Genomic DNA, 22060 nt, shown 5'->3' with positions numbered 1-22060 from the left:
ATTAGCCATAGTTTTCCGTCAAAATTCGATTTTGTCTCTTAAAACCCTGATTAATCGGTTTTTAGAGCTAATTTTGACTCTTGGTCTAATCTGCCTGTCTTCCTTGCTGTGACTGACTTACAAATTTTTGGAGATGTCTACTGTATGAAGGATATTAGCATTGATAAGTTAATCGAGGCGATTTATTCCACCCACGAAGGCAATCATTGGCTTGACCCTGCGATCGCCAATATTGTTCTGCAACAAGTGCGCCAAAATGTTCCCGTCGGTGCGGCTGCCGGGACCAAAACAGTGATAATTCAAGGCGTTGACCGAGAATATCACCAATTGCTGGAAAATGCCCCCCTAACGGCACGAGAGCGAGAAATTCTCGATCTGATTGTCGCGGGTTGTAGTAATGCTCAGATTGCCGAGCGACTCTATATCACCATCGGCACGGTGAAAACCCATGTCCGCAATGTCTTAAATAAACTCTCTGTGGATGATCGGACTCAAGCGGCAGTGCTGGCCCTGCGATCGGGATTAGTGGGTTAAAAAAAACCGGCATCCTACCCGGGTAGGATGCCGGCTCGGTCAAAACTAGAAACTAGACTTGGGCTGCCACTTTTGATTCAGCGGCCATTAGTTTTTCGTAGGTTTCACGCATTTTGAGACCGACTAACACTTGGAATAAACCCGTACCATTGGTAGAACCGGGATAATCCTTGTGTTTGAGCAGTAATTCGGTCATTTCACCGTAGTATTTAGTGCCAGTTTTGCTCAAATGGCTTTCGATGTAGATCATTTCTTCGAGGTTATCGAATTGACCATCTAGTTCCAGAATCGACACTTCATTCCCCAAGAAGCCATCTGGACCATAGTAGAGTTTAATGCCGGGATAAGCGCAGGTCAATTTACGACCGCAGGGCCGCCAATCGATGGTGGAACCTTCATCAAACAGATAAGCGGGTTCAAAGTTTTCTACCCCTTCTTTCTGGATTAAACGGACCCGTAGTAACTTACTTTCGTGATCTTCAAGTAATTGGGTGGGCAGCACTTGAATCACCACGTCAGCGTACTGTCTTTGGGGATCGATATAGGCACTGAAATCCGGTTTTCTAGAATTAATAGCCGCCATCACATCATCATAGGTGTGACCGCGCTCGGCCATATCCCGTTGAATTTTCCAGTTAACTTTGACTTCATCGCTAATATCGAGATAAACGCTGAAATCTAATAGGGACCGGACTCGTTCATCATATAAGGGGTGCAGTCCCTCGATCACGATTACCTTATTCGGTTCGATGATTTCGGGGGGATCGATCATCCCCGTTTCATGATTATAAATAGGTTTATTAATGGCTTGACCTTCCTTGAGAGCTTTAATCTGCTCATACATCAGGTCAAAGTTATTCGCTTTCGGATTGAGTGCGGTGACACCCACCTCTTTTCTCTGTTTGCGATCGAGGCAATGGTAGTCATCTAAACAGATCACTGTCATAAACTCGGCCCCGAATAAATCCGTCAAACGACGTAAAAAAGTAGACTTCCCACAACCGGAGTCCCCAGCTACACCGATTAGAACCACGCGCTCTGGCTTATTGGCCATAGTTTCCCTCTAAATACACAACTAATTGTTAACCCATAGTATGTAATTAAACCAGACTCTGGATCCAGCAGTACCCCGCCGCCAAAAATTTCTGCTGCTGACAGGTTCGGCAAGAGCCTCACGCTAGAATGAGTAGGTATTTAATACTAGATTCTCTGTTCAGATCATACCGGAATCAGTGGCCAAAATCAGTTATCAGTTATCAGTTATCAGTTATCAGTTATCAGTTATCAGTTATCAGTGGCAAGTGGCGAGTGGCAAGTGGGGAGAATACACAAAAGCTGTCTCCTGTCTCCTGTCTCCTGACTGGAAAGAGGGTGTGGGGTGTAGGATGTGGGGAAAGAAACCTCTTTCATCTGTGCTGGTGAAAATTTTTTCATCGGGACTAACTCCTAATCCCCAACTGAGAGGGTGCGGTGGGTGTGGAGAAATGTAGTCATTTCCTCCACTGCTAGGGGGCAACTGATGCGATTGCCTTGCATTCTCTCACAACCTAATTCTTGCAGGATTTCTAATTGTTGTTGTGTTTCTACTCCCTTGGCGATCGCTATTAAGTTAAAACTTTTCGCTATCGCCAGCAATGACGAGATAAAACGGGTATCTTGGGGAGTATTAGTCAGTTTTTTCGTTAAAGATTGCTCTATTTTCAGTTTTTTCACGGGAAATTGACCGAGATAGGCGATCGAAGCGTAGCCGCTGCCAAAATCATCGAGGGTAATACTAATACCCAATTTCTGCAAATCCCCAAGAATTCGACCAGTTTCGCGGCTATTTTCCAGTAAACTTGTCTCGGTTATTTCCATCTCCAGAAAGAAAGGCCCGATTTTGGTTTCAGTCAAGACTTCTTTTAGGGTGGTGAACAACTGGGGATCGCGCAATTGGTGTGGGGACAGATTGATCGAGATGGGAGTGTATAATAACCCTCGCTGCTGCCATATTTGTGCCTGTTGACAGGCATTTTTTAGCACCCAACGATTAAGCTCAAGGATTAACTCGCTTTCTTCGACTAAGGGTAAAAAACGATTAGGAGCGATTAATCCGAATTGAGGGTGTAACCAGCGCAATAATACCTCCAATCCTTCCACTTGCCCCTGAGTCATATTAACTTGCGGTTGATAGTAAAGAGCTAATTCATTATTTCTGATTGCCTGATAGAGAAAATATTCAACTTTAGAACTACGAGTATTTTTGGTGTGAACATTAACTGACTCTATCTGGGAGTTATTATTTATATTATTTTTGACTGCTACTAAATTTTCCTCCAGTTTCTGTAATATTGCTTTCCTGTCTGTGCCGTCGGGGGGATAGATAACTGAACCTAAACTTAATCGCACGACTAGGGAGTGATTTTCGATTTCGTAATTACTTTCTAGGGTTTTAATAATTCTTTGACTAACTTTTTCTAGATCATTAGCATCATTAATTTCTGGCAGCAGGATAATAAATGCGTACCCTCTCCAATGGGCGACTATATCCTCTGATCGCAAACTTTTTCTTAAACGTTCAATTAAGATTTTTAATAGTTTATCTCCCAGTCGATAACCTAGTTTATTATTGACATTTCTTAGCCGCCCTACGTCCACTAATAACAGTCCGATCAGTTTATTATTTTTCCAGGCATTATTAATAGCACTTGAGAGATATTCATTAAAGAGAGAACGGTTAGGTAAATCCGTGAGAACAACCGAAGAATATTCCTCTTGAATCTTGCTATTAAAACTTATGATTTGCGATGGAGCTTGATGGAGAATTAAGGTACTTTTTGCATGGGGGTCATTATCGCTAGAATGGGTTTCATTTTCCGTAGGGTTCCCTTGTAACTGTCCTAGACTTTCAACTGATTCTCGCTCTATTTTTGCTTGACTGGCTATTAAATGAAAACTGGCATTTATATCACAGCCAAAGTTAATTAAATCACCATCTTTTAATTCATGAATTAAGCATTTAGACCCATTGACATAAATACCATTATGACTTTTATTTCCCTCTAAATCACCATCAAGAATCCAATAGGAAAATTTTTGGCTATCAATACTCTTTTTAATTAAAGTCGCATGATAGCGAGACGCGTGTTTGGAGCGAAGAACAATTTGATTATCGGACTTACGTCCGAGAGAATATTTCATTTCTTCTAGGGGAATTGTTCTTCTACCTTGGGGATCTTCCACAATGAGGAGATAACGGGAATTAGATGAACTATTAATCATTTTTTCGGCACCTCGACAAAACTAAAAATATAAGTTAATATGCTCCCTCAAAAGCCATGGCTCATTCGTCTTTAAGTTAATTTATCTTCTCAATAAAGTTTTGGGTGTGATAAAGTCATGGCTCATTCGTCTTTAAGTTAATTTATCTTCTCAATAAAGTTTTGGGTGTGATTCGGAACAGTTACTTAACAGTAATTGTGTCACATCTTCTGGTTTCAAGGCCTGGGTAAACCAAAATCCTTGTACTTCTTCAAATTCTGCTCTAGGCCGATCATAGTCGATAACATGGCTAAATGCTTGCTTTTTGATGGTAAATATTGGATAAGGGTTTGATCGCTCTTCAAACTGTTGGGGGGGGGACTTATAATTATAACGGCTCTCTTGGGTTTGGTGGGTAAAATATATTCTAAGACACAGTCCTGCTAGTGAGCGACTGGAACGAACCACAAAGACACAAAGGACACAAAGATTGATCGCTTCTATATTAAGTTAAACCTATCACACAAAGAATAAGAGAGCTATATAACTTAAGAAGGAATAGCCGGCGCCAAAATTATCTCAAGCTAACTGTACCCCTAATTCCTTCGTTTAAAGCTGACCCCGTTCCCATGCAGTCTTAACGAGTAATTTAGATAGTCAACAGTTTACCGACAATCAGCAATTAAGTACCTAAGCAAAATTAATTACACATCTAAGGGGTCAGTTGAACGCTTTTTGCTGTGATCAGTAAACAGTGAACTCAAATCTGATCCCTGATAGCTGTCTCGGAGTCTCGGAGTCTCGACTAGGAAATTAATTTTGCACGACTACTTATCAGTCATCCTTAAACTAGTACAAATGTATGCTACCAGTGTCAGCATCCCACTTGTCAAGCTAATGCTTTCCAGCGTTTGCAAGAGGTACTTCCTCCACGGACATCTGAAACTGCGCGACCTGTACTCACAGTCCTGTCCTCACCAACGGGGTTTGGGGGGTAGAATCCCCCAAGAGTCAAAGATTGAGTGATAAAATCAGAAATAACGCCCAATTTTAACCGAGGGGTTCCCTTGAAAAATCCCAACTTAGTAGATTTACAAAAATAAGATGCACCCCAGAGGAGTTCTTGCTATGGATAGCAACCAATTAATCGAAGAATTAAAAAATCCCGACTTTTATCCTCATTCTGTCAAAATTCCCGTTGAAATTATCCAAACCCATGCTTCCATTATCTTCTTGACAGGAGATTATGCCTATAAAGTCAAGAAACCAGTTAATTATAATTTTTTAGATTTCTCCACTTTAGAAAAGAGAAAATATTATCTAGAACAGGAACTAGAGTTAAATAAAAAAGTTGCCGCCAATATCTATCTGGAAGTTTTGTCAATTAATGAGCAACGGGGTCGCATAAGTTTAAATGGAGAAGGAAAGGCGATCGAATACATTTTAAAAATGAATCAGTTCCCCCAAGAATGTTTACTGAGTAAAATTTTTGAACGGGGAGAACTAACGGAAAAAGCTATAAAATCTTTGGCTGAAAAAGTGGCAGGATTTCATCGACAAGCTCTGACTAATTCCCATATTACTCAATTTGGCAATTTAGAAGTTATTAAACAAGCTTTTGATGAAAACTACCAACAAACCGAGAAATATATTAATTTTGTCCAAACCCAAAAACAATACGATGAAACGAAAGCTTATACAGATAAATTCTTCGCAGAACACCGAGATTGGTTAGAAGAAAGACAAATAAAAGGGATGATTCGCGAATGTCACGGCGACTTACATTTAAATAATATCTGTCAGTGGCAGGGAGAAATACAATTATTTGATCGCATAGAATTTAATGAATCTTTTCGCTTCGTTGATGTCATGTATGATATTGCTTTTACAGCGATGGATTTAACCGCTAGAGGGAGAGAAGATTTCGCTAATTTATTTGTGAATACTTATTTAGAACAAACCGCCGACTGGGAGGGTTTAAAAGTCTTGCCTCTCTACCTGACTAGACAAGCGTATGTGAGGGCAAAAGTCAATAGTTTTTTGCTTGATGGTGACACTTTTTCCGAGAAAATTAAAGCCAATGCACAGGATTATTATCAATTAGCTTGGCAGTACACACAACCGCAGAAACCGAGATTAATTCTAATGTCGGGATTTTCTGCATCGGGTAAGAGTACCATAGCGAAAGTAATTGCTAAAAATCTTAATGCTATTCAGATTCGTTCCGATGCAGTTCGCAAACATTTGGCTGGAATTGACTTAAATCAAGCAGGAAGTCTAGACATATATAGTCTCGAAATGAGTCAAAAAACCTTCGCTAGACTGACAGAATTAGCCGAAATTTTAATAGCTTTAGGTTATAGGGTTATTCTCGATGCACGCTACGATAAATATGCTTGGCGAGAACCCTTATTAACCTATGCCCAAAATTTACATATTCCTTTTCATATTGTCCATTGTCACGCACCTATAGAAGTTTTAAAACAACGGATTGCCGCTAGAAAAGGTGATATTTCTGACGCTACCATCGAGGTTTTAAATGCCCAAATTGAGAAAACAGAACCTTTTCATGAAAAAGAACAACCCTATCTAATTTCCCTAGACACTACTAACCCCCATTGGTCAGAATTTTTAGAGAGTCAATTAGGTAAATAGGTTGAGATTAATCACGATATAGCCATTCTTATAAAGTAGCAAGAAGGAGAAGCGATTATGGAAACTGTAGTGTTAAATCTAGAGACAGTTAATTTGACTGATGAACAATTTTATCATCTCTGTCAGGCTAATCAAACATGGAATTTAGAACGTAATCAAAAAGGAGAATTATTAATTATGCCTCCCGTGGGTGGAAATAGCGGTAATAGAGAAGCTGATTTAATTGCTGATGTAACGATTTGGAATCGTCAAAGTAATTCTGGTAAAGTCTTTAGTTCTTCGACAATTTTTCGTTTACCAAATGGAGGAGATCGTTCTCCTGATGTTGCTTGGATAAAACGGGAGAGATGGGAAGCTTTGAGCGCAGAAGAGCGAGAAAAGTTCCCACCTTTGTGTCCTGATTTTGTGATTGAATTACGTTCTCGTACTGATTCCTTAACCTCTTTACAGGACAAGATGCGTGAATATTTAGCTAGTGGTTTACGTTTAGGTTGGTTGATTAATCCGCAACAGCAGCAGGTGGAAATCTACCGACTAAATAGCGATGTGGAAATTATTAATTTACCTGCTATTTTATCCGGGGAAGATGTGTTACCCGGGTTTGTTTTGCATTTAACTTAGGAAGGATTACAGGGAATAACAAAGGGAATGACACCGAATCAGGCTATCTCTATTTTGTCAAGACATTTCCAGAAAAGCGATCGATTGTCAGCTTGAAGGTGTATAATCTCTCAAAAGCCAGCATCAAGCTACAAAGTTTTCAATATCGCCCAAAAAAAAGAATCAGGATTTCAGGAACAGATTCTCTGGCTACTTCTTCAAAGAAAGAGGAAACTCTCAGTCACAACATTGATATTTGTCAATAATGTCACCTAAAATTTTCAATCATCACTTTACTCCTCTTAAATCCCTCTCTCTGGGATTATTTCTCCTACAAGCTTTCACTCCCCTTACCCTAGCAGCCCCCCCGCGAGAACCGGATCAAACCGTCGGCTGTGATATTCTGGTGGTGGGTGGTGGTTTAGCCGGTGCCGGTGCGGCCTACGAAGCTTTATTATTAGGAAAAACCGTCTGTTTAACCGAGATTACCGACTGGGTGGGGGGACAGATATCTTCTCAGGGAACTTCCGCATTAGATGAAAGACGGACACAAAGAGAAAAATTATTTTTCCCGAAAGGTTATCTAGAATTTAGGGAAAGAATTAGAAAGCATTACGGCAAACGCAACCCCGGGGAATGTTGGGTAAGCGGGTCTTGTTTTTTGCCTTTTGATGGACATAAATTATTATTTCAACAGTTAGAAGACGCTGCCAAAAAAGGCAAAGGAACCCTGAAATGGTTTCCCTCCACGGTAGTCAAAGAATTAAATCTTGAAACTTTACCCAATCGCGGCACTGGTCAACAGATTACCAGTGTAATTGCTATTCAACATAGTCCCGCAAAAGGTACTCCTCCCCTAAATACCGAGTTTTTATCGCAAAAAATGGAGGATATCTATCGCTACGAAAATTCTCCCCGTTTTGATAAGAAAATCCTCCGTTTTGTCCCCAAATCCTCCCAACCGAATCAATTAGCAGATTGGTATGTGATTGAAGCGACCGAAACCGGGGAAATCATCGGATTATCAGATATTCCCTACCGTTTAGGGGTCGATAAGCGCAGTTATCTCGAACCTTCTTCCTCTAGCGTCACTGGCGACCCCTACTGTACCCAAGGCTTTACCTATACCTTCGCCATGGAGGAAACAGAAAAACCACAAACCCAAGAGAAACCCGTTTATTATGAACGCTATGCCCCCTATTTTAGCTATGAATTGCCGCGATTAGCCGATTTTGACCTAGTTTTCACCTATCGTCGTATCTGGAGTCCACAACTGGGTAAAGAGAAAACCTTTGGGGGAATTACTTTTACCGAACCCGTCCCAGGGGATATCTCCATGCAGAATTGGACTTGGGGAAATGATTATCGTCCGGGGACTGCAAAGGATAACTTTATCTACACCCGTGAACAGTTGCAAGAGTTAGGACAGTTATCTCCGGGGGGATGGATGGGAGGATTACGCACAGAAACCCTCGCGAGGGGCGAAGAACACGCCATTTCCTACTATTATTGGTTAGTAGAAGGAACCACCGATTCCCAGTTAGGGGACGGGGTAAAAGTTCCCCATTTGAATAACCGTTATCTCTCCGGTTTTGATTCTCCCATGGGAACTGCCCACGGTTTGTCGAAATATCCCTATATTCGGGAAGCAAGACGGATTATCGGTCGTCCTTCCCTGACTTTCCCCGCTGGTTTTACCGTCACAGAAATCGATATTTCCCGACAAAATTTTCAAAGCGATTTCTATCGTCAAAATCTTTCTCCAGCAGAATATCGGCGCTTAATTGCCACCTTGGCAGGATTAGAGGGATTTTCCGTACTTGATGGCACATTATCCCCCGATCAGGCCGTTAAACGCAAGCGATCGACTATTTACCCCGATTCCGTCGGTATCGGTCACTATGCGATTGATTTTCATCCCTGCATGACGGAACATCCCCCCGAAAAACCAGGTAATACAGAAAAAGCAGGAGAAAGACAGGGACAGGGCCAAGCTTACCCCTTCGAGATCCCTTTAAGGGCTATAATTCCCCAAAAAATCGATAATTTACTGATAGCGGGTAAAAGTATCGCTCTCAGTCATATTGCCGCGGCCGCCTATCGTGTCCATTCCTTCGAGTGGTCCTCTGGGGTAGCTGCTGGCATCACGGCAGTGTATGCTTTAGATAATAATGTACTGCCCTATCAATTAGTAGAAAGTGATTTTCTCATCGGCAATCAACAACTGCGAGAATTACGGCAAAAAATCGACGCTAGTGGTAATCCAACTGTGTTCCCCGATGCCTCAATTTTCCGGTCGATGGATGATTGGTATTAATTAACCAGAATTGGGGGAGTCAGGAGTCTTTAAGCAGTCAGCAGTCAGCGACTCGGACTGTGATAATAACTAGAAAACTGCCTAATCAATTGGCAAACAAATGCTGAAAGCTGATAGCTGAAAAGTCTCCCTCTCCTTCTATAATTGCTAGGGGAAAATTACTGACGAATTTGTACTGGCATGACCAAATAGGTCATCTTTAAACCTCCCAAGGGGGTAAAAATAACCGGTTGGGTACTAGCATTTAACTGCATTTGGATATCATTATTGGGTAAAGCCTTCAAACCGTCCATTAAATATTTAACATTAAAGGCAATATCGCCACTTTCTCCCTGAATTTCCGCCGCCATGGACTCTTTGGCACTACCTAAATCAGGAGATTCCACCGCTAGGGATAAACGGTCATTTTCGCTATCGAGACTAAACTTGACTAAATTATTCTTTTGGTCCGATAAAACCGCCACTAATTCCAAACAACGGATTAATTGTTTGCGGTCTAAAACCAAAGAACGCTCGAAGGATTTAGGAATTAACTGATTATAAGTGGGATAGGCCCCTTCTAACTTACGACTGGTTAACCTCTGTTCCCCCATTTCAAAGATGACTTGAGAATCATCCACGTGCAGAGTAATAGTCTCGATATTTTGTTTTGTTGCCATCATTCTTTCCAATTCTCGCAGGGCCCGGGCCGGAATGGTGACATTAAAGCCACCAGAGGCACTTTCCACCTCCTCTAGGGGAGTTTGTACCACCGCTAAACGATGACCGTCTGTAGCGGCAAATTCTAGACAATCGACGGTTTTAGTTAAATGTACCCCCGTCAACACCTGTTTAGTTTCATCGCCACTAGCGGCAAATAAAGCACCTTTTAGTCCCTCTGTCAAGGCAACTATAGGTAAATTAACAATTTCTCCATCGGCCACCGTGGGCAATTCTGGGAACTCATCGGCCTTCATGCCGCGAATTTGGAACTGTGCCGAGGCAGTTTTCAGGAAAGCGAGACTATGCTCCTCATCATTCTCGTTTTCTTCCACAGAGATGGTGATTTCCCCCTCTCCCAAACGAGAGACAATATCGTTAAGTAATTTTGCCGGCAGGGTAATTTTGCCCCCTTCCACCACCTCGGCCCGAAAACTGGTGCGAATCCCTAAACTCAAATCAAAAGCAGTCAGGCTAATTTCGCCCTTTTCCTCATCGGCACAAAAGAGAACATTTCCCAACACCGGATGGGTAGGACGACTGGCAACGGCCCGACTAACTAGGGATAAATTGCTGTTGAGTTCGCTTTGACTACTGGTAAATTTCATAGCAGGAATAGTTTTTTTGTACGCTAAGAAATAATAGCAAGAATTCCCCTGTGGAAAATCTGTGGAAAACCGGAGCTTTTTTCGATCGCTCTTTCCGGTCTAAAATCTATCAATAGCAATAACTTCGCCCATTGCTAGGTTTTTACTGCAATTCTGAAAAGATTGTGGAAAAATTGTCAAAGTGGAAGGAACCACAGAGACACAGAGGACACAAAGATTGATCGATCATATAGTAAGTTAAACTTATCACACAGAACCCAGAAGAGCCGAGACTTGAGCCGACCAGCGCCTTTCTTAGGGAAAAAATTGCGTAAAATGTAGGCTGGTGATCTTTAAAATGGAACAAGCAGCAGGAAATTAACAAAACAAAACTCCGGGCATTCCCTGGAATCGATAGACTCAAATAGACAAGGAGACAGGATTGGTTAGCACATCTTCGTATCAAACAACAAAATCGAAAGAAATCTTTACAGCCGCTCAAAAATTAATGCCGGGGGGTGTAAGTTCCCCCGTGCGGGCCTTTAAATCCGTCGGTGGTCAACCTATCGTTTTTGAAAGCGTCAAAGGGGCCTATATTCGCGACGTGGACGGTAACGAATACATCGACTATGTGGGAACTTGGGGGCCGGCTATCTGTGGTCATGCCCATCCCGAAGTGATTGCCGCCCTACACCAGGCCCTAGACAAAGGGACCAGTTTTGGCGCTCCCTGTGTCCAGGAAAATATTCTCGCTGAAATGGTGATTGATGCCGTTCCCAGCATTGAAATGGTGCGTTTTGTCAATTCCGGCACCGAAGCCTGTATGTCCGTCCTGCGCTTAATGCGGGCTTTTACCGGCCGGGATAAAATCATCAAATTCGAGGGCTGTTACCACGGTCACGCCGATATGTTCCTGGTTAAAGCTGGCTCTGGTGTAGCCACCCTGGGCCTACCCGACTCGCCGGGGGTTCCCAAAACCACCACTAACAACACTTTAACCGCCCCCTACAATGACCTGGAAGCGGTAAAAGCCCTCTTTGTCGAAAATCCCGACTCGATTGCCGGGGTGATTTTAGAACCAGTGGTGGGTAATGCTGGCTTTATCGTGCCGGATGCCGGCTTTTTAGAGGGATTGCGGGAATTAACCAAGGAATACGGGGCCCTGTTAATGTTTGATGAGGTAATGACCGGATTCCGCATCGCCTACGGTGGCGCTCAGGAAAAATTCGGCATCACCCCCGATTTAACCACCCTGGGCAAAGTTATCGGCGGTGGGCTGCCGGTGGGGGCCTACGGCGGTCGGGCCGATATTATGGCGATGGTGGCTCCGGCTGGCCCGATGTACCAAGCGGGAACCTTATCCGGCAACCCTTTGGCCATGACGGCGGGAATTAAAACCCTCGAGTTACTCCAGCGCCCCGGCACCTACGAATATCTCGATAAAGTGACCAAATCCTTAACTGAAGGGCTGCTGAAAGTGGCTAGAGATGCTGGTCACAGCGTTTCTGGGGGTCATATCAGTGCCATGTTCGGGATGTTTTTTACTGGCACCCCCGTGCATAATTATGAAGATGCCAAAAAGGCCGATGTGGCTAAATTTGGTCGTTTTCACCGGGGAATGTTAGAAAGAGGCGTTTATCTAGCTCCTTCCCAGTTTGAAGCTGGTTTTACTTCTTTAGCTCACACAGAGGCCGATATCGAACGGACTTTGGCCGCCGCTAAGGAGGTTTTAGCAAGTTTATAGTTAATGCCGCTTCGACTGGGAAAATCGATTGATAGGGTCCCAAGTATTGATGAGCTGACATCTCCCCGCTTGCAAAAGACGGGGATTCTTATCGGTGAGATCGAGTGCGGTTTTAACCCTGCTCGATCTCGGTAACAATCTATTTTAGAAGGCCTGTCTAGTAGGTTTTCTGACTGCTATTTTTCAATTTTATTGGTGAGAGTTCCCACTACATCAATACCGAGGGTTTGATGGACACTGGCGAGGAATTGATTGACGATTTCGGGATAGACTTTGATCAGGGTAGCCAGGGATTTACCATCACCATTATCAACGATATTAACTCGATCGAGGTGTAATCGTTTAGGAATTTTGATCGCTTCTTCTAGGATAGTTTCTAACTGTTGAATCAAGAAAATTGCTTCTGCTTCGCTGCCGGTGTTTTGCCAGACTTCCGCGAATAATTCGTTAACCAAGGCTTCAGCTTTAGCATTTTCTTCAAAAATTGCCGCTTCTCCTCTAGCGCGGAAAGTTTCAGCTTCCTGCTGCGCTTCTGCAGGTAAAACTTGATCTGCTTGGAGACGTAATCTTTCCAATTCTGCCCTAACCTGCTGCAATTTTTCCTCAACTATAGCACGTTTTTCCTTAGCGGCAGCAATAGTTATTTCTTCTTCCGATTTTGCCTGTTGTTCCAGTTTTGCCTTTAACTTTCTCAACTCGTTTTCTTGCTCTAAAATGATAATTTGATCGCGGGTTTTAGCCACGGTTGCCTGTTCCTCACATTCCGCAACTATTTGTTCAGCTTCATTGAGGGCATTTGATTCGGCAATTTCAGCATCACGCATGACTAAAGCGATTCTTTCCCGTCCGAGGGAGTTAAGATAATCCACGTCATCGGCAACATTTTGAATTTTGAGAGTATCAATTTCTAAACCGAGTTTAAACAGATCTTGACTGACGTTACTGGTAATACTTTCGGCAAATTTTAGGCGATCTTCGTTCACTTGTTCGGGGGTCATTGTTGCGACTACACCCCGCAAGTTTCCTTCTAAAGTTTCTTTAGCTACGCGAATAATTTCTTCTCGATCTCGATCTAAAAATCGTTCGATCGCATTGCCGACTATTTCAGGTTTAGAACTAACTTTCACGTTAGCAATTGCCACTATATTCAGGGGAATATTGCCCTTAGAATAGGCATTTTTAATCTCAATTCTGATCGGGGTTGTGGTGACATCCATGCGTTTAACGGTTTCTAAAATTGGAATACGAATCGCCCGACCCCCCGATACTACTCGATAACCTGCATCCTGTCTATCTTTTGATTTGCGTTTCATCCCACTCAGAATTACCACTTCATTGGGTTTACAAATACACAAAAAAGAATTGATAAACCAAATCGCACCGACCCCCAGAAATATCAATAAAGCAATGGGAACACTATTCAATAATAAATTGCCAGCACTGTTATTGTTATTGTTGTCGTATTGGTTGGGATTAATTTGGATGAGATAGGAATTATTTTGACTATTCATAGTTAGTTACCCTTTGGTCTAGAAGAAATTACAAATCGCCTCTGATATACTTTTCCGCAATGACTAAAACTTTATTATCCTGGAAATTGAGGATAAATGCTTGATCCCCGACATTAAATTGTTCTTCCCCTTCCGTTATCGCTACTATATCGATCAGACTATCCCCGACATTAACTCGCACTTTCCCCTTGCTATTTTTATCGAAGGGGATTTGAACAACTCCGATTAAACCGATGAGAGAGTGATGATCGACAATACTATTTACCTGTTGGTTGCAGCGTCTTAACTTGACTAAAATCAGGAGTAGAATCGCCAAACCAATACCTACCCCTAAAGAAATTAAAACGATTGTGAGCAGTTGAGCATTCATAGTTTAGTTATTTACCGTTATGGTTGCCCCCAATCAAATTACCGTTAACTAATTTGAGACTTCGGCCATTTCAATCACGCGATTGGCATTATCTTTGACCAAAAAATTTAAAGGTTTATTGCGACGAACTTTATACTTTAAGCGTCGTGATTCCACCCGCATCAGAATTTGTTCTAAACAATCGTGATCAAAACAAACGTGACGATGACGATCCTTATAACCCGCGGTTGCTCCAGCAACGATGTGCAGTTGGGTATTTTTCTTTAACTGATACCATAAACCCTGGGGTTGATCTCCCAAAGAAGTGTTGGCAGTAGTCACAGCCGGATTACTAGACATATAAAATGGGTCAATCATATTATTGCCCATCGTCTGCTCATAATTGTAATAGTAATGGAGGGGGACATCGGCCGTGGGCAAATTTAAAAGTCCTTCATAAAATTGTCGGGCTGTCTCCAAATCTGTCACCATGATTGTATGAACTTTTGGGGCGCTAGTTAGAAACATCCACATGGCTAAAGCATAAGCGGCCAGGAGCATAACCATAATCCCCTGGGTGGACAGGAGAGTATCAAGGGGTAGGAAAGCGCCGAAGAAAAGATGATTTATCAACACTGATGTGATCCTATTGCCTAAGAATTTCTATCATTCCCTAATTATAATCATGACGCTGAAACTTAAGTGAACAGGGTGGGGAGTAACCAAGTTCTGTACATTTGTATTAAAATGCTCCCTACCCAGTTTAAATACAGTACAATTTGCCTCAAATTCTCCCCATGGGATGAATAAATGATGAGATGATGACATTGCGGAGGGAAATATGAGGAATTAGCGGAGATGAAAGCGTATATTGGAAATAGAGCCATCCCTAAAAAGTGAGCTACTATTATGGACTCTTTTGCACTCCCCGTCTTTCTGCAATCAGGTTTAACCTTATTGGCATTTTTAGTGCTGGTTATCCTGATGGCCTAAATCTTAATCCGTCTGTGACTTCGATCGAGCAGGGGACGATCAATAGCTCAGACTAGATTTTGATAGACAGTTAGCATCTGTTCAGCGATCGCTGACCAACTGTATTGATTTAAGACTAAATCCCTGGCATTTTTCCCCCGTTGTTGGCGAATTTCAGGATTAGTGATAGCCGTTGCCAAAGTATTAGTTAAATTCTCCAACTGACAAGCTGTCACCCATCCCGCGGCCGCTGCTGCCACCGCAGGATGCAGATCCACCCGGTCCGAGATGACCACAGGAATTCCGGCGGCCATAGCTTCTGCCACTGCGATGCCAAAATTTTCATAGTAGGAAGGTAAAACAAATAAATCGGCCCTAGCGAGGAGGCTATTTTTCACTTCTCCAGTGACAAATCCAGTAATTGTCGTGTTTTTAGCCAAGATTGACCGCTCGATCTGATTTTTAATCCGATTTTCGTAGTCTCGATCCTGGGGATTGCCTCCTGCTAAGACAAAATGAAAATCTAGGCCCTTTTCTAACAACCTTTCTAAACTGGGCAGCAATAAATCTAGACCTTTTTTCGGATCAAGACGGGACATATAGAGGATGATCGGTTTATTTTCGGGAAGATCAAAACCCGTTACTGGTAAAGCTTGTGGGTTAAAAAAATCTACCCCTAGGGGGATGACAATATCCTTAGTTTTTATATTAAATCTTTCGGCGATTTGACACTCCTGCTGACTGGTAAAATGAACTGCCGCCGCCGCCGCTAAATTGGGTTTTTCCAGAAAATTGGCATATATTTGTTTAAGTTGCCGTTTTTTTTGCAAATCTGCCGGATCGAGGGTGCCTAGGGGACGGAGAATATAGGGCAGTTGATGATAACGAGCGATCGAAGCTGATATACTGCTTACCGGGGAGAATAAAGCGTGAATGTGGGCGATATCGTAATCTTTTGCCCTATTAGCCAACCAAGTAAACAGATCAAGGGAAAATTTATAGCGCCGAAAGGGAGAACAGGGAAAATAATAGATTTGATAGCCATTTTGACTAACAGGGACCCCCAAAGGCACATCTAGGGGTGCTTGTCCCGTGTCACCATTGGAATCGGTGGTAATAATAGTCACCTCTTGGCCCAGTTGTGCCAAGGCCGCTGACAAACCGAGTACCATTTGACTAGGACCCCCGTAAACAAGGGAAATCGAAGGAACAATCTGAAGAATTTTCATCTTTTTGGTGCAAGGGTCAAGACTTGTTAAGATCGATCAAGCCGTTCGCTCAAATTTACCACTTCTGTGGCTCTCATTTATGGTAATCGACTTTCTGCCCTTCACTATCAATATTTCCCCGGCTTTTATTGCCGGTAGCTGTCTCTGGTCTTTAGCATTATATTTGGGGTTAGCTGGGGTACGAAATTGGTTTATAGAAATTTTCTATCGCTGGTTTAATTTTGCCGAGCGTTTCCTCTATACTTCCCTAGAGGAGTTTGAAAAAACTCGCGTCGCCAGAGAATCACAAAATGCTTTTTATGCCTCTATCTTTAGTATTATTCCCTTTCTCATTCTCGGCGGTTTCTCCGATTGGTTAATCGAGATTAGTTTAGGAAAAAGTTGGCCGATTAGTGTCGGTATTCTCGCTTGTGTTGCCTCCGGTGTCTATGAATTAGGACGGCAGGACGGCAGCGGCAATCAGTAAATTAAGCTGTTAAATATCCCAATTACTTCTTAGGACAGCACGGGAGTGGCAAGTGAGTCGATTTTAACCCCTGACTAGCGCTCAATCTTTTGCTTCCAGACGATTTTTATGTTTATTAAGAGTCTTTTGTAGTAAATTCAAAACCTCATTGGCAATCTCAATAACTTGATGGGTTCCAAAACCGGCCTGAGTTAATTCTTTAAAAAAAGCCTTAGCGACAATTTTGGCTAATTTCGGGGGATAAGGAGGGACAGCGATCAAATGTTCGGACTGAATTTCTGCTATTTCTCTAGTCACTGCCATAGCCACAAAACGAGATTTTAACATCCCTTGCAAATGAAAAATTTGCCAGGATTGGGCAGCCTGTTGAGCGAATAACTGCAAGATTTCTAAATCTAATGGTTCAAAATGTTTTTTGTCTAGGGGAAAACTGAGATTAATTACTCCGATTACCTGCTCTTTCAGGATAATCGGTACGGATATAAAACTATTATTATTTGATCTTTTGGGATAACGGGCTGCACTGGAAAATGGCGATCGAGTTATATCCTTAATTAGTAAAGGTTTCCCTGTAGCCACTACAGTGCCGGCAATACCTTGATCGAGTTTAATTATTTCTTGATCAGCCAAAGGTGATAGATCATCATAATGGGCAAAAACTTCTAGATAATCGGTAATTTCCCCTTTTAATTCCTGTGGAGAGCTTAACATAATTGAACAGTGCCGCGCTCGCAATTGATGAGCGCTCAGACTAGCTATTTTCCGAAAAATATCTTCGAGATTTTCCTCGACATTCAAGACAAGAGCCAGAGTAGTCAATTTGGGGTTAAAATTATTCATGTATTCAATCACTTATTCAGTCCGAGTTTAGGCTTTTAGGGTGAGGGTGACATTCCCCATCTCTGTGTTTGTCTGAGTCTATAGCTTGCCATAGCATCTCATGGAAGGGGTTTTTTGCTCGCTAACTGATCTATTGTAGATGTAGCCAAAACTTCTGTGTCTCTCTTGTTTTTTGTCTTCCCTCTAGCTACTCTGATCTAGTAGGTTAGACGAGTTTAACCTGACTGGAGTGAAAGATGGTGCGTTTTCTCTGGGCAATTTTGGCCGGTGTGGGGATGGGGTTAACAGTAGCGCCGGTTTCTTGGTGGTTACTCGCTTGGATTTCTCTCGTCCCCCTGTGGATGGTTGTGAGATTAGCGGAAAAATCCCTAAAAAAACAGCTTTTATACGGTTTTGGCTGGGGTTTTGCCTACCATGGTCTCGCTTTATTCTGGATCACGGGAATTCACCCGATGACTTGGATGGGTGTCCCCTGGTTAGCCAGTTTGTCAATTGCCCTGTTTTGTTGGTTGTTTATCACTTTTTGGGGAACGGCGATCGTGCTAACTTGGACGTTAGTTATGTTTTATGTCAACAAAAGTGTTAATCGGTCATCTTTTCGCGATGCTCTCCTACGGGTTTTCATCGGCACTGCCCTCTGGTGTGGGTTAGAATCTCTCTGGAGTCAATCCCCTCTCTGGTGGACTACCCTTGCTTATAGCCAAAGTCCCCATAATTTATTGATTCTGCAATTGGGCAAATTATCGGGTTTTACGACGGTAACAGCGGCAATTGTGGCAGTTAATGGTTTAATCGCCGAAAGCTTGCTCCTAATCCGTCAATCGCGGCAAAATCTCGCTTTCCTCTCTTTACCCCTCCTCATTTGTTTGAGCCTGCATCTCTGGGGATGGAATGTTTACCATAAACCGCTCGAAAAGTCAAGGGATTTAGGGATAAAAATTGGCGTAATTCAGGGCAATATTCCCAACACGATTAAACTTTCACCCCTAGGATTTCAAAAGGCGCTCGAAGGTTACACCTCTGGTTATCAAATTCTCGCCGATCAAGGAGTAGATGCCGTCTTAACTCCTGAAACCGCCTTACCCTACTATTGGGAGAACTTAGTCAATAATAGCTCGATTTATTCGGCAATTTTAGCCAAAAAAACGCCGATCTGGTTGGGTGCATTTGGCAAGGTGGACAAGGGTTATAATAATAGTCTCTTGACCATTGATGGCGAGGGACAGGTGATTAGTCGGTATGATAAAGTAATTCTCGTGCCTTTAGGCGAATACGTTCCTTTTCAGGAAATTTTAGGCGGAATTGTTGATCGCCTTTCTCCCTTGCAAGCGCATTTAATACCGGGAGATCCCGCTCAAATTATTGACAGTCCTTTCGGTAAAATCATTGTGGGCATTTGTTACGAGTCGGCTTTTGCCGAACATTTTCGCCGTCAAACTGCTAGGGGAGGCGAATTTATTATTACTGCTTCTAATAACGCCCATTATAGCCACGCCATGCCCGCTCAACACCACGCTCAGGATACCATGCGAGCGATCGAAACCGATCGATGGATGGCCCGGGCCACCAATACAGGTTATTCTGCTTTTGTCGATCCCCACGGTAATCACCTTTGGCTATCGGATTTAGATAAATATCAAATCCATAGCGAAACAATTTATCGACGGGATACGAGAACTTTATATGTGCGCTGGGGAGATTGGTTAACTAAAGTTTTAATTATTACTGCCGGACTAGCTTGGCTCTGGAGAGCTTGGGATTAAGGTGACAGTGCTATACTTTTTCCTGAATAAACTGTATAAATAACCTAAGTTTTTGATGCAATGAAAGAGCAATTTGTCAAGTGGTTGAATAGAATCTTAATATTTGATGTGTTTTTAGTGATAGCGGGTTTTCTCTGGTTTGCCGTGGCTGTTATCGGTGAATCCACAGGAATTCCCCTAGGATTTAAACTTTTTCAGCGTCTTTGGCTGCCCCTATTCAATCCTGCTATTAGTATTTTAATTGCGGGGGCGATTTTAAGCTGGGCGATTAATAAAATTCAAGAACGCTTGTCCCCTAAATAGGGTTTGCTTAATTCAGTGATCAGTTATCAGTGATCAGTTATCAGTTCACTTCCCCACTTCATAATTCATAATTCATAATTCATAATTCCCCCTCTCCTATAGTTTTTAAAGTCTTCTTTGCCAAGCAACAACTAATTTAATTTCCTCATAACTATAATTATCTCCCAGATTTTCTTTGAGAGTTTTCAGGGATTGAACGCCAACTTTTTTAATCGCTAAACGAATATATTCCTGTTTATTCTTAGAAACTAACTGATTAATATCAATTTCGTAACCAGCTTCCAGCAATTTAGCTAAATGTTCATAGATTGTTGAGACTTTTAAGCTTCTTTTGTGAGCGATTTCTTCCGCAGTCAAACCATCCTGATAGTATTGGAGAGTCAGGAATTGAGTAGAGGGAAGACTATCCTGACAAAAATCATTAATTGCCGCTATAAATATATCCCCATACTGTTGGACTTTGCTGTGTACTACTCCAGAAATTTGACGAAACTCCCCTAAACTCCGGGGTTTTGATTGGGCCATCAAACGCAGACTAGAATCATGGAAAATAACGTAGGGGGGAACCCCTTGACTATCGGCAATTTTTTTCCGCAGTTGCCGCAAGCGCTCGAATAATAAATCACTTTCCACCATATTGGGATTGTCGTCTCCCAAGATTTGACCGTTAGCTTTTTGGGGGACGGCAATAAACACGGAACGTTGTTTCCGCATCACTTCCCAACTGTGTTGATTAAGTTTCAAGATTCTAAAATCGTCTTCAGTTTCTACTAATAGATTTTGCTGGACAAGGGAACGACTTAAACGTTTCCACTCCCCGAGAGTTTTATCCTTACCGATGCCATAAGTGGATAATAAATGATGTTGATATTGGGTGATTCTTTCACCTTTTCCTCCCCTGAGTACGTTGATTATGTGCATCATACCGAATTTTTGTCCCGTCCGCGCCACACAGGATAAAAATTTTTGTGCCTCGATTGTCCAATCCTCAGAATTGTTCCCATTCCGACAGTTATCACAGTTACCACAGTTACCCGCAAAACTTTCTCCAAAGTAACCTAGTACGCTCGATCTTCTACATTCAGTCCCTTCAGCATAATCTAACACCTGTCGCAATTGTTGGCGGGCTTTCTGTTGTTCATTTTGCTCGGTTTTTTGGTTAATAAAATACTCAATTTTTCTGGCATCTGCAAAGCTAAAAAAGAGGGTACATTTAGCCGGTTCTCCGTCCCTACCGGCGCGGCCCGATTCTTGATAATATCCCTCTAAATTGCGGGGTAAATCGTAATGAACGACAAAGCGTACATCTGGTTTATTAATCCCCATACCGAAGGCAATTGTTGCCACCATAATCTGCACATCATCCCGAATAAAACGGGTTTGATTTTCGCTTCTTTCTCGATCATCCATACCCGCGTGATAGGGTAGGGCATTAATACCATCTTTTTGTAACTGTTCGGCAACTTGATCGACGGTTTTGCGGCTGATACAATAAACAATACCAGACCCTTTTTGTCCTTTAATATATTGATACAATTGCTGATAAGATTTACTGGTTTTAGGTTGAACTTCATAATAAAGATTAGGACGATTAAAACTAGCAATATGAATGGAAGTATCTCGCAATCCTAATTGTTGGATAATATCTTCCCTAACCTGTTGGGTAGCGGTGGCAGTTAAAGCCAGAATTGGCACGGAGGGAAAGCGTTGACGAACTTGTTTAATTTGTCGATATTCAGGGCGAAAATCATGACCCCAATCGGAGACACAGTGTGCCTCATCCACTGCTAAACAGGCTAAACCGAGGTAATTATCAATAACAGCTAAAAAGTCTAAAAAACTAGGCGATAATAATCTTTCTGGGGCAACATATAACAGTTTAATTTTCCCTTGCAGGATTAAAGATTCTCTTTCTCTGACTTGTTTAGCGTTTAAAGTGCTATTGAGAAATGTTGCCCCGATGCCATTATCAGCTAAAGCAGTTACTTGATCCTGCATTAAGGCAATTAGGGGAGAAACCACCACCGTCACCCCTTTTTTAATTAAAGCGGGTAGCTGAAAACAGAGAGATTTACCGCCTCCGGTGGGCATAATTACTAATAAATCCTGATTATTTAAAGCAGCCTCAATTATTTGGCGTTGATTAGGTCGAAATTGATCGTAGCCAAAGTGATATTTTAAGGCTTTTTCTAAAGAGTCAATTGCAGCCATTGAGCAAGGGGAAAAATATTTTTATAGTAGTTATTTTAAG

16 protein-coding genes and 1 pseudogene are annotated in these 22060 nt (G+C 42.2%); 8 read left to right on the top strand and 9 right to left on the bottom strand.

Going from position 1 to position 22060, the window contains the following annotated elements; genetic code table 11:
* Nucleotides 1-132: 132 nt before the first annotated feature.
* Nucleotides 133-534, top strand: a pseudogene (locus IM475_RS22090) (LuxR C-terminal-related transcriptional regulator); the annotation flags it as partial.
* A 52-nt stretch (nt 535-586) separates the two neighbouring features.
* Here the strand turns inward: IM475_RS22090 and IM475_RS22085 are convergent.
* Together IM475_RS22085 and IM475_RS22080 are read right to left on the bottom strand one after the other, a co-directional pair.
* Nucleotides 587-1588 (bottom strand): phosphoribulokinase, encoded by a 1002-nt coding sequence (locus IM475_RS22085; protein ID WP_287672588.1) that lies wholly within the window; start codon nt 1586-1588, stop codon nt 587-589.
* A gap of 392 nt (nt 1589-1980) precedes the next feature.
* Nucleotides 1981-3795, bottom strand: coding sequence for an EAL domain-containing protein (locus tag IM475_RS22080; RefSeq protein ID WP_287729146.1), 1815 nt, complete (start codon nt 3793-3795; stop codon nt 1981-1983).
* 1107 nt (nt 3796-4902) lie between these two features.
* Between IM475_RS22080 and IM475_RS22075 the strand changes: the two genes are divergently transcribed.
* From IM475_RS22075 to IM475_RS22065, 3 genes are all read left to right on the top strand, one after another.
* The gene (locus tag IM475_RS22075) at nt 4903-6429 is read left to right on the top strand and encodes a bifunctional aminoglycoside phosphotransferase/ATP-binding protein (RefSeq protein WP_287729145.1); all 1527 of its coding nucleotides are present in this window, start codon (nt 4903-4905) and stop codon (nt 6427-6429) included.
* 57 nt (nt 6430-6486) lie between these two features.
* The gene (locus IM475_RS22070) at nt 6487-7050 is read left to right on the top strand and encodes a Uma2 family endonuclease (RefSeq protein WP_287729144.1); all 564 of its coding nucleotides are present in this window, start codon (nt 6487-6489) and stop codon (nt 7048-7050) included.
* 244 nt (nt 7051-7294) lie between these two features.
* A complete protein-coding gene (locus tag IM475_RS22065; RefSeq protein WP_287729143.1) occupies nt 7295-9346 on the top strand; it encodes an FAD-dependent oxidoreductase in 2052 nt (683 codons plus the stop codon).
* 158 nt (nt 9347-9504) lie between these two features.
* On the opposite strand, the gene dnaN is transcribed toward IM475_RS22065, so the two are convergent.
* A complete protein-coding gene (gene dnaN / locus IM475_RS22060) occupies nt 9505-10653 on the bottom strand; it encodes a DNA polymerase III subunit beta (protein ID WP_002739977.1) in 1149 nt (382 codons plus the stop codon).
* Nucleotides 10654-11074: 421 nt separating this feature from the next.
* On the opposite strand from dnaN, the gene hemL reads away from it, so the two are divergent.
* Nucleotides 11075-12376 carry a glutamate-1-semialdehyde 2,1-aminomutase gene (hemL, locus tag IM475_RS22055; protein WP_287729142.1) on the top strand — a complete coding sequence of 434 codons (1302 nt, stop codon included), beginning with the start codon at nt 11075-11077 and terminating at the stop codon, nt 12374-12376.
* A 176-nt stretch (nt 12377-12552) separates the two neighbouring features.
* On the opposite strand, the gene IM475_RS22050 is transcribed toward hemL, so the two are convergent.
* The 4 genes from IM475_RS22050 to hpsP form a co-directional block, all read right to left on the bottom strand.
* Nucleotides 12553-13887, bottom strand: a complete 1335-nt coding sequence (locus IM475_RS22050) for a flotillin family protein (protein WP_287657880.1) — start codon at nt 13885-13887, stop codon at nt 12553-12555.
* A gap of 28 nt (nt 13888-13915) precedes the next feature.
* Entirely contained in the window at nt 13916-14257 is a 342-nt protein-coding gene (locus IM475_RS22045) for a hypothetical protein (RefSeq protein WP_061432977.1), read from the bottom strand.
* Nucleotides 14258-14305: 48 nt separating this feature from the next.
* Nucleotides 14306-14872 carry a glyoxalase-like domain protein gene (locus IM475_RS22040; protein WP_287657878.1) on the bottom strand — a complete coding sequence of 189 codons (567 nt, stop codon included), beginning with the start codon at nt 14870-14872 and terminating at the stop codon, nt 14306-14308.
* A 404-nt stretch (nt 14873-15276) separates the two neighbouring features.
* Entirely contained in the window at nt 15277-16437 is a 1161-nt protein-coding gene (gene hpsP, locus IM475_RS22035; RefSeq protein WP_287729141.1) for a hormogonium polysaccharide biosynthesis glycosyltransferase HpsP, read from the bottom strand.
* Between the two features lie 79 nt (nt 16438-16516).
* Here hpsP and IM475_RS22030 point away from each other — a divergent pair, with 79 nt between their 5' ends.
* Nucleotides 16517-16903, top strand: a complete 387-nt coding sequence (locus IM475_RS22030) for a hypothetical protein (RefSeq protein ID WP_002739650.1) — start codon at nt 16517-16519, stop codon at nt 16901-16903.
* Between the two features lie 81 nt (nt 16904-16984).
* On the opposite strand, the gene IM475_RS22025 is transcribed toward IM475_RS22030, so the two are convergent.
* Complete coding sequence (locus tag IM475_RS22025) at nt 16985-17743, bottom strand: GAF domain-containing protein (protein WP_287657874.1); 759 nt, start codon at nt 17741-17743, stop codon at nt 16985-16987.
* Between the two features lie 236 nt (nt 17744-17979).
* On the opposite strand from IM475_RS22025, the gene lnt reads away from it, so the two are divergent.
* Both lnt and IM475_RS22015 read left to right on the top strand, forming a co-directional pair.
* Complete coding sequence (gene lnt / locus IM475_RS22020; protein WP_287729140.1) at nt 17980-19506, top strand: apolipoprotein N-acyltransferase; 1527 nt, start codon at nt 17980-17982, stop codon at nt 19504-19506.
* A 60-nt stretch (nt 19507-19566) separates the two neighbouring features.
* A complete protein-coding gene (locus tag IM475_RS22015) occupies nt 19567-19809 on the top strand; it encodes a DUF8620 family protein (RefSeq protein WP_002740130.1) in 243 nt (80 codons plus the stop codon).
* A gap of 105 nt (nt 19810-19914) precedes the next feature.
* Here IM475_RS22015 and recQ read toward each other — a convergent pair whose 3' ends face one another.
* Entirely contained in the window at nt 19915-22020 is a 2106-nt protein-coding gene (recQ, locus tag IM475_RS22010; protein WP_287729139.1) for a DNA helicase RecQ, read from the bottom strand.
* Nucleotides 22021-22060 lie beyond the last annotated feature (40 nt).

The organism is Microcystis sp. M061S2, assembly GCF_020245605.1.
Taxonomy (GTDB): Bacteria; Cyanobacteriota; Cyanobacteriia; order Cyanobacteriales; family Microcystaceae; genus Microcystis.
The sequence above is the reverse complement of the archived record's forward strand: the minus strand, read 5'-3'. Positions and strand labels throughout refer to the sequence as shown.

Bases quoted from the DNA above. Each gene is read 5' to 3' on its own strand.
- IM475_RS22075 (WP_287729145.1), top strand. From the start codon at position 4,903: ATGGATAGCAACCAATTAATCGAAGAATTAAAAAATCCCGACTTTTAT.
- IM475_RS22085 (WP_287672588.1), bottom strand. From the start codon at position 1,588: ATGGCCAATAAGCCAGAGCGCGTGGTTCTAATCGGTGTAGCTGGGGAC.
- IM475_RS22015 (WP_002740130.1), top strand. From the start codon at position 19,567: ATGAAAGAGCAATTTGTCAAGTGGTTGAATAGAATCTTAATATTTGAT.
- recQ (WP_287729139.1), bottom strand. From the start codon at position 22,020: ATGGCTGCAATTGACTCTTTAGAAAAAGCCTTAAAATATCACTTTGGC.
- IM475_RS22050 (WP_287657880.1), bottom strand. From the start codon at position 13,887: ATGAATAGTCAAAATAATTCCTATCTCATCCAAATTAATCCCAACCAA.
- IM475_RS22065 (WP_287729143.1), top strand. From the start codon at position 7,295: ATGTCACCTAAAATTTTCAATCATCACTTTACTCCTCTTAAATCCCTC.
- IM475_RS22080 (WP_287729146.1), bottom strand. From the start codon at position 3,795: ATGATTAATAGTTCATCTAATTCCCGTTATCTCCTCATTGTGGAAGAT.
- lnt (WP_287729140.1), top strand. From the start codon at position 17,980: ATGGTGCGTTTTCTCTGGGCAATTTTGGCCGGTGTGGGGATGGGGTTA.
- IM475_RS22070 (WP_287729144.1), top strand. From the start codon at position 6,487: ATGGAAACTGTAGTGTTAAATCTAGAGACAGTTAATTTGACTGATGAA.
- IM475_RS22045 (WP_061432977.1), bottom strand. From the start codon at position 14,257: ATGAATGCTCAACTGCTCACAATCGTTTTAATTTCTTTAGGGGTAGGT.
- dnaN (WP_002739977.1), bottom strand. From the start codon at position 10,653: ATGAAATTTACCAGTAGTCAAAGCGAACTCAACAGCAATTTATCCCTA.
- hpsP (WP_287729141.1), bottom strand. From the start codon at position 16,437: ATGAAAATTCTTCAGATTGTTCCTTCGATTTCCCTTGTTTACGGGGGT.
- IM475_RS22030 (WP_002739650.1), top strand. From the start codon at position 16,517: ATGGTAATCGACTTTCTGCCCTTCACTATCAATATTTCCCCGGCTTTT.
- IM475_RS22025 (WP_287657874.1), bottom strand. From the start codon at position 17,743: ATGAATAATTTTAACCCCAAATTGACTACTCTGGCTCTTGTCTTGAAT.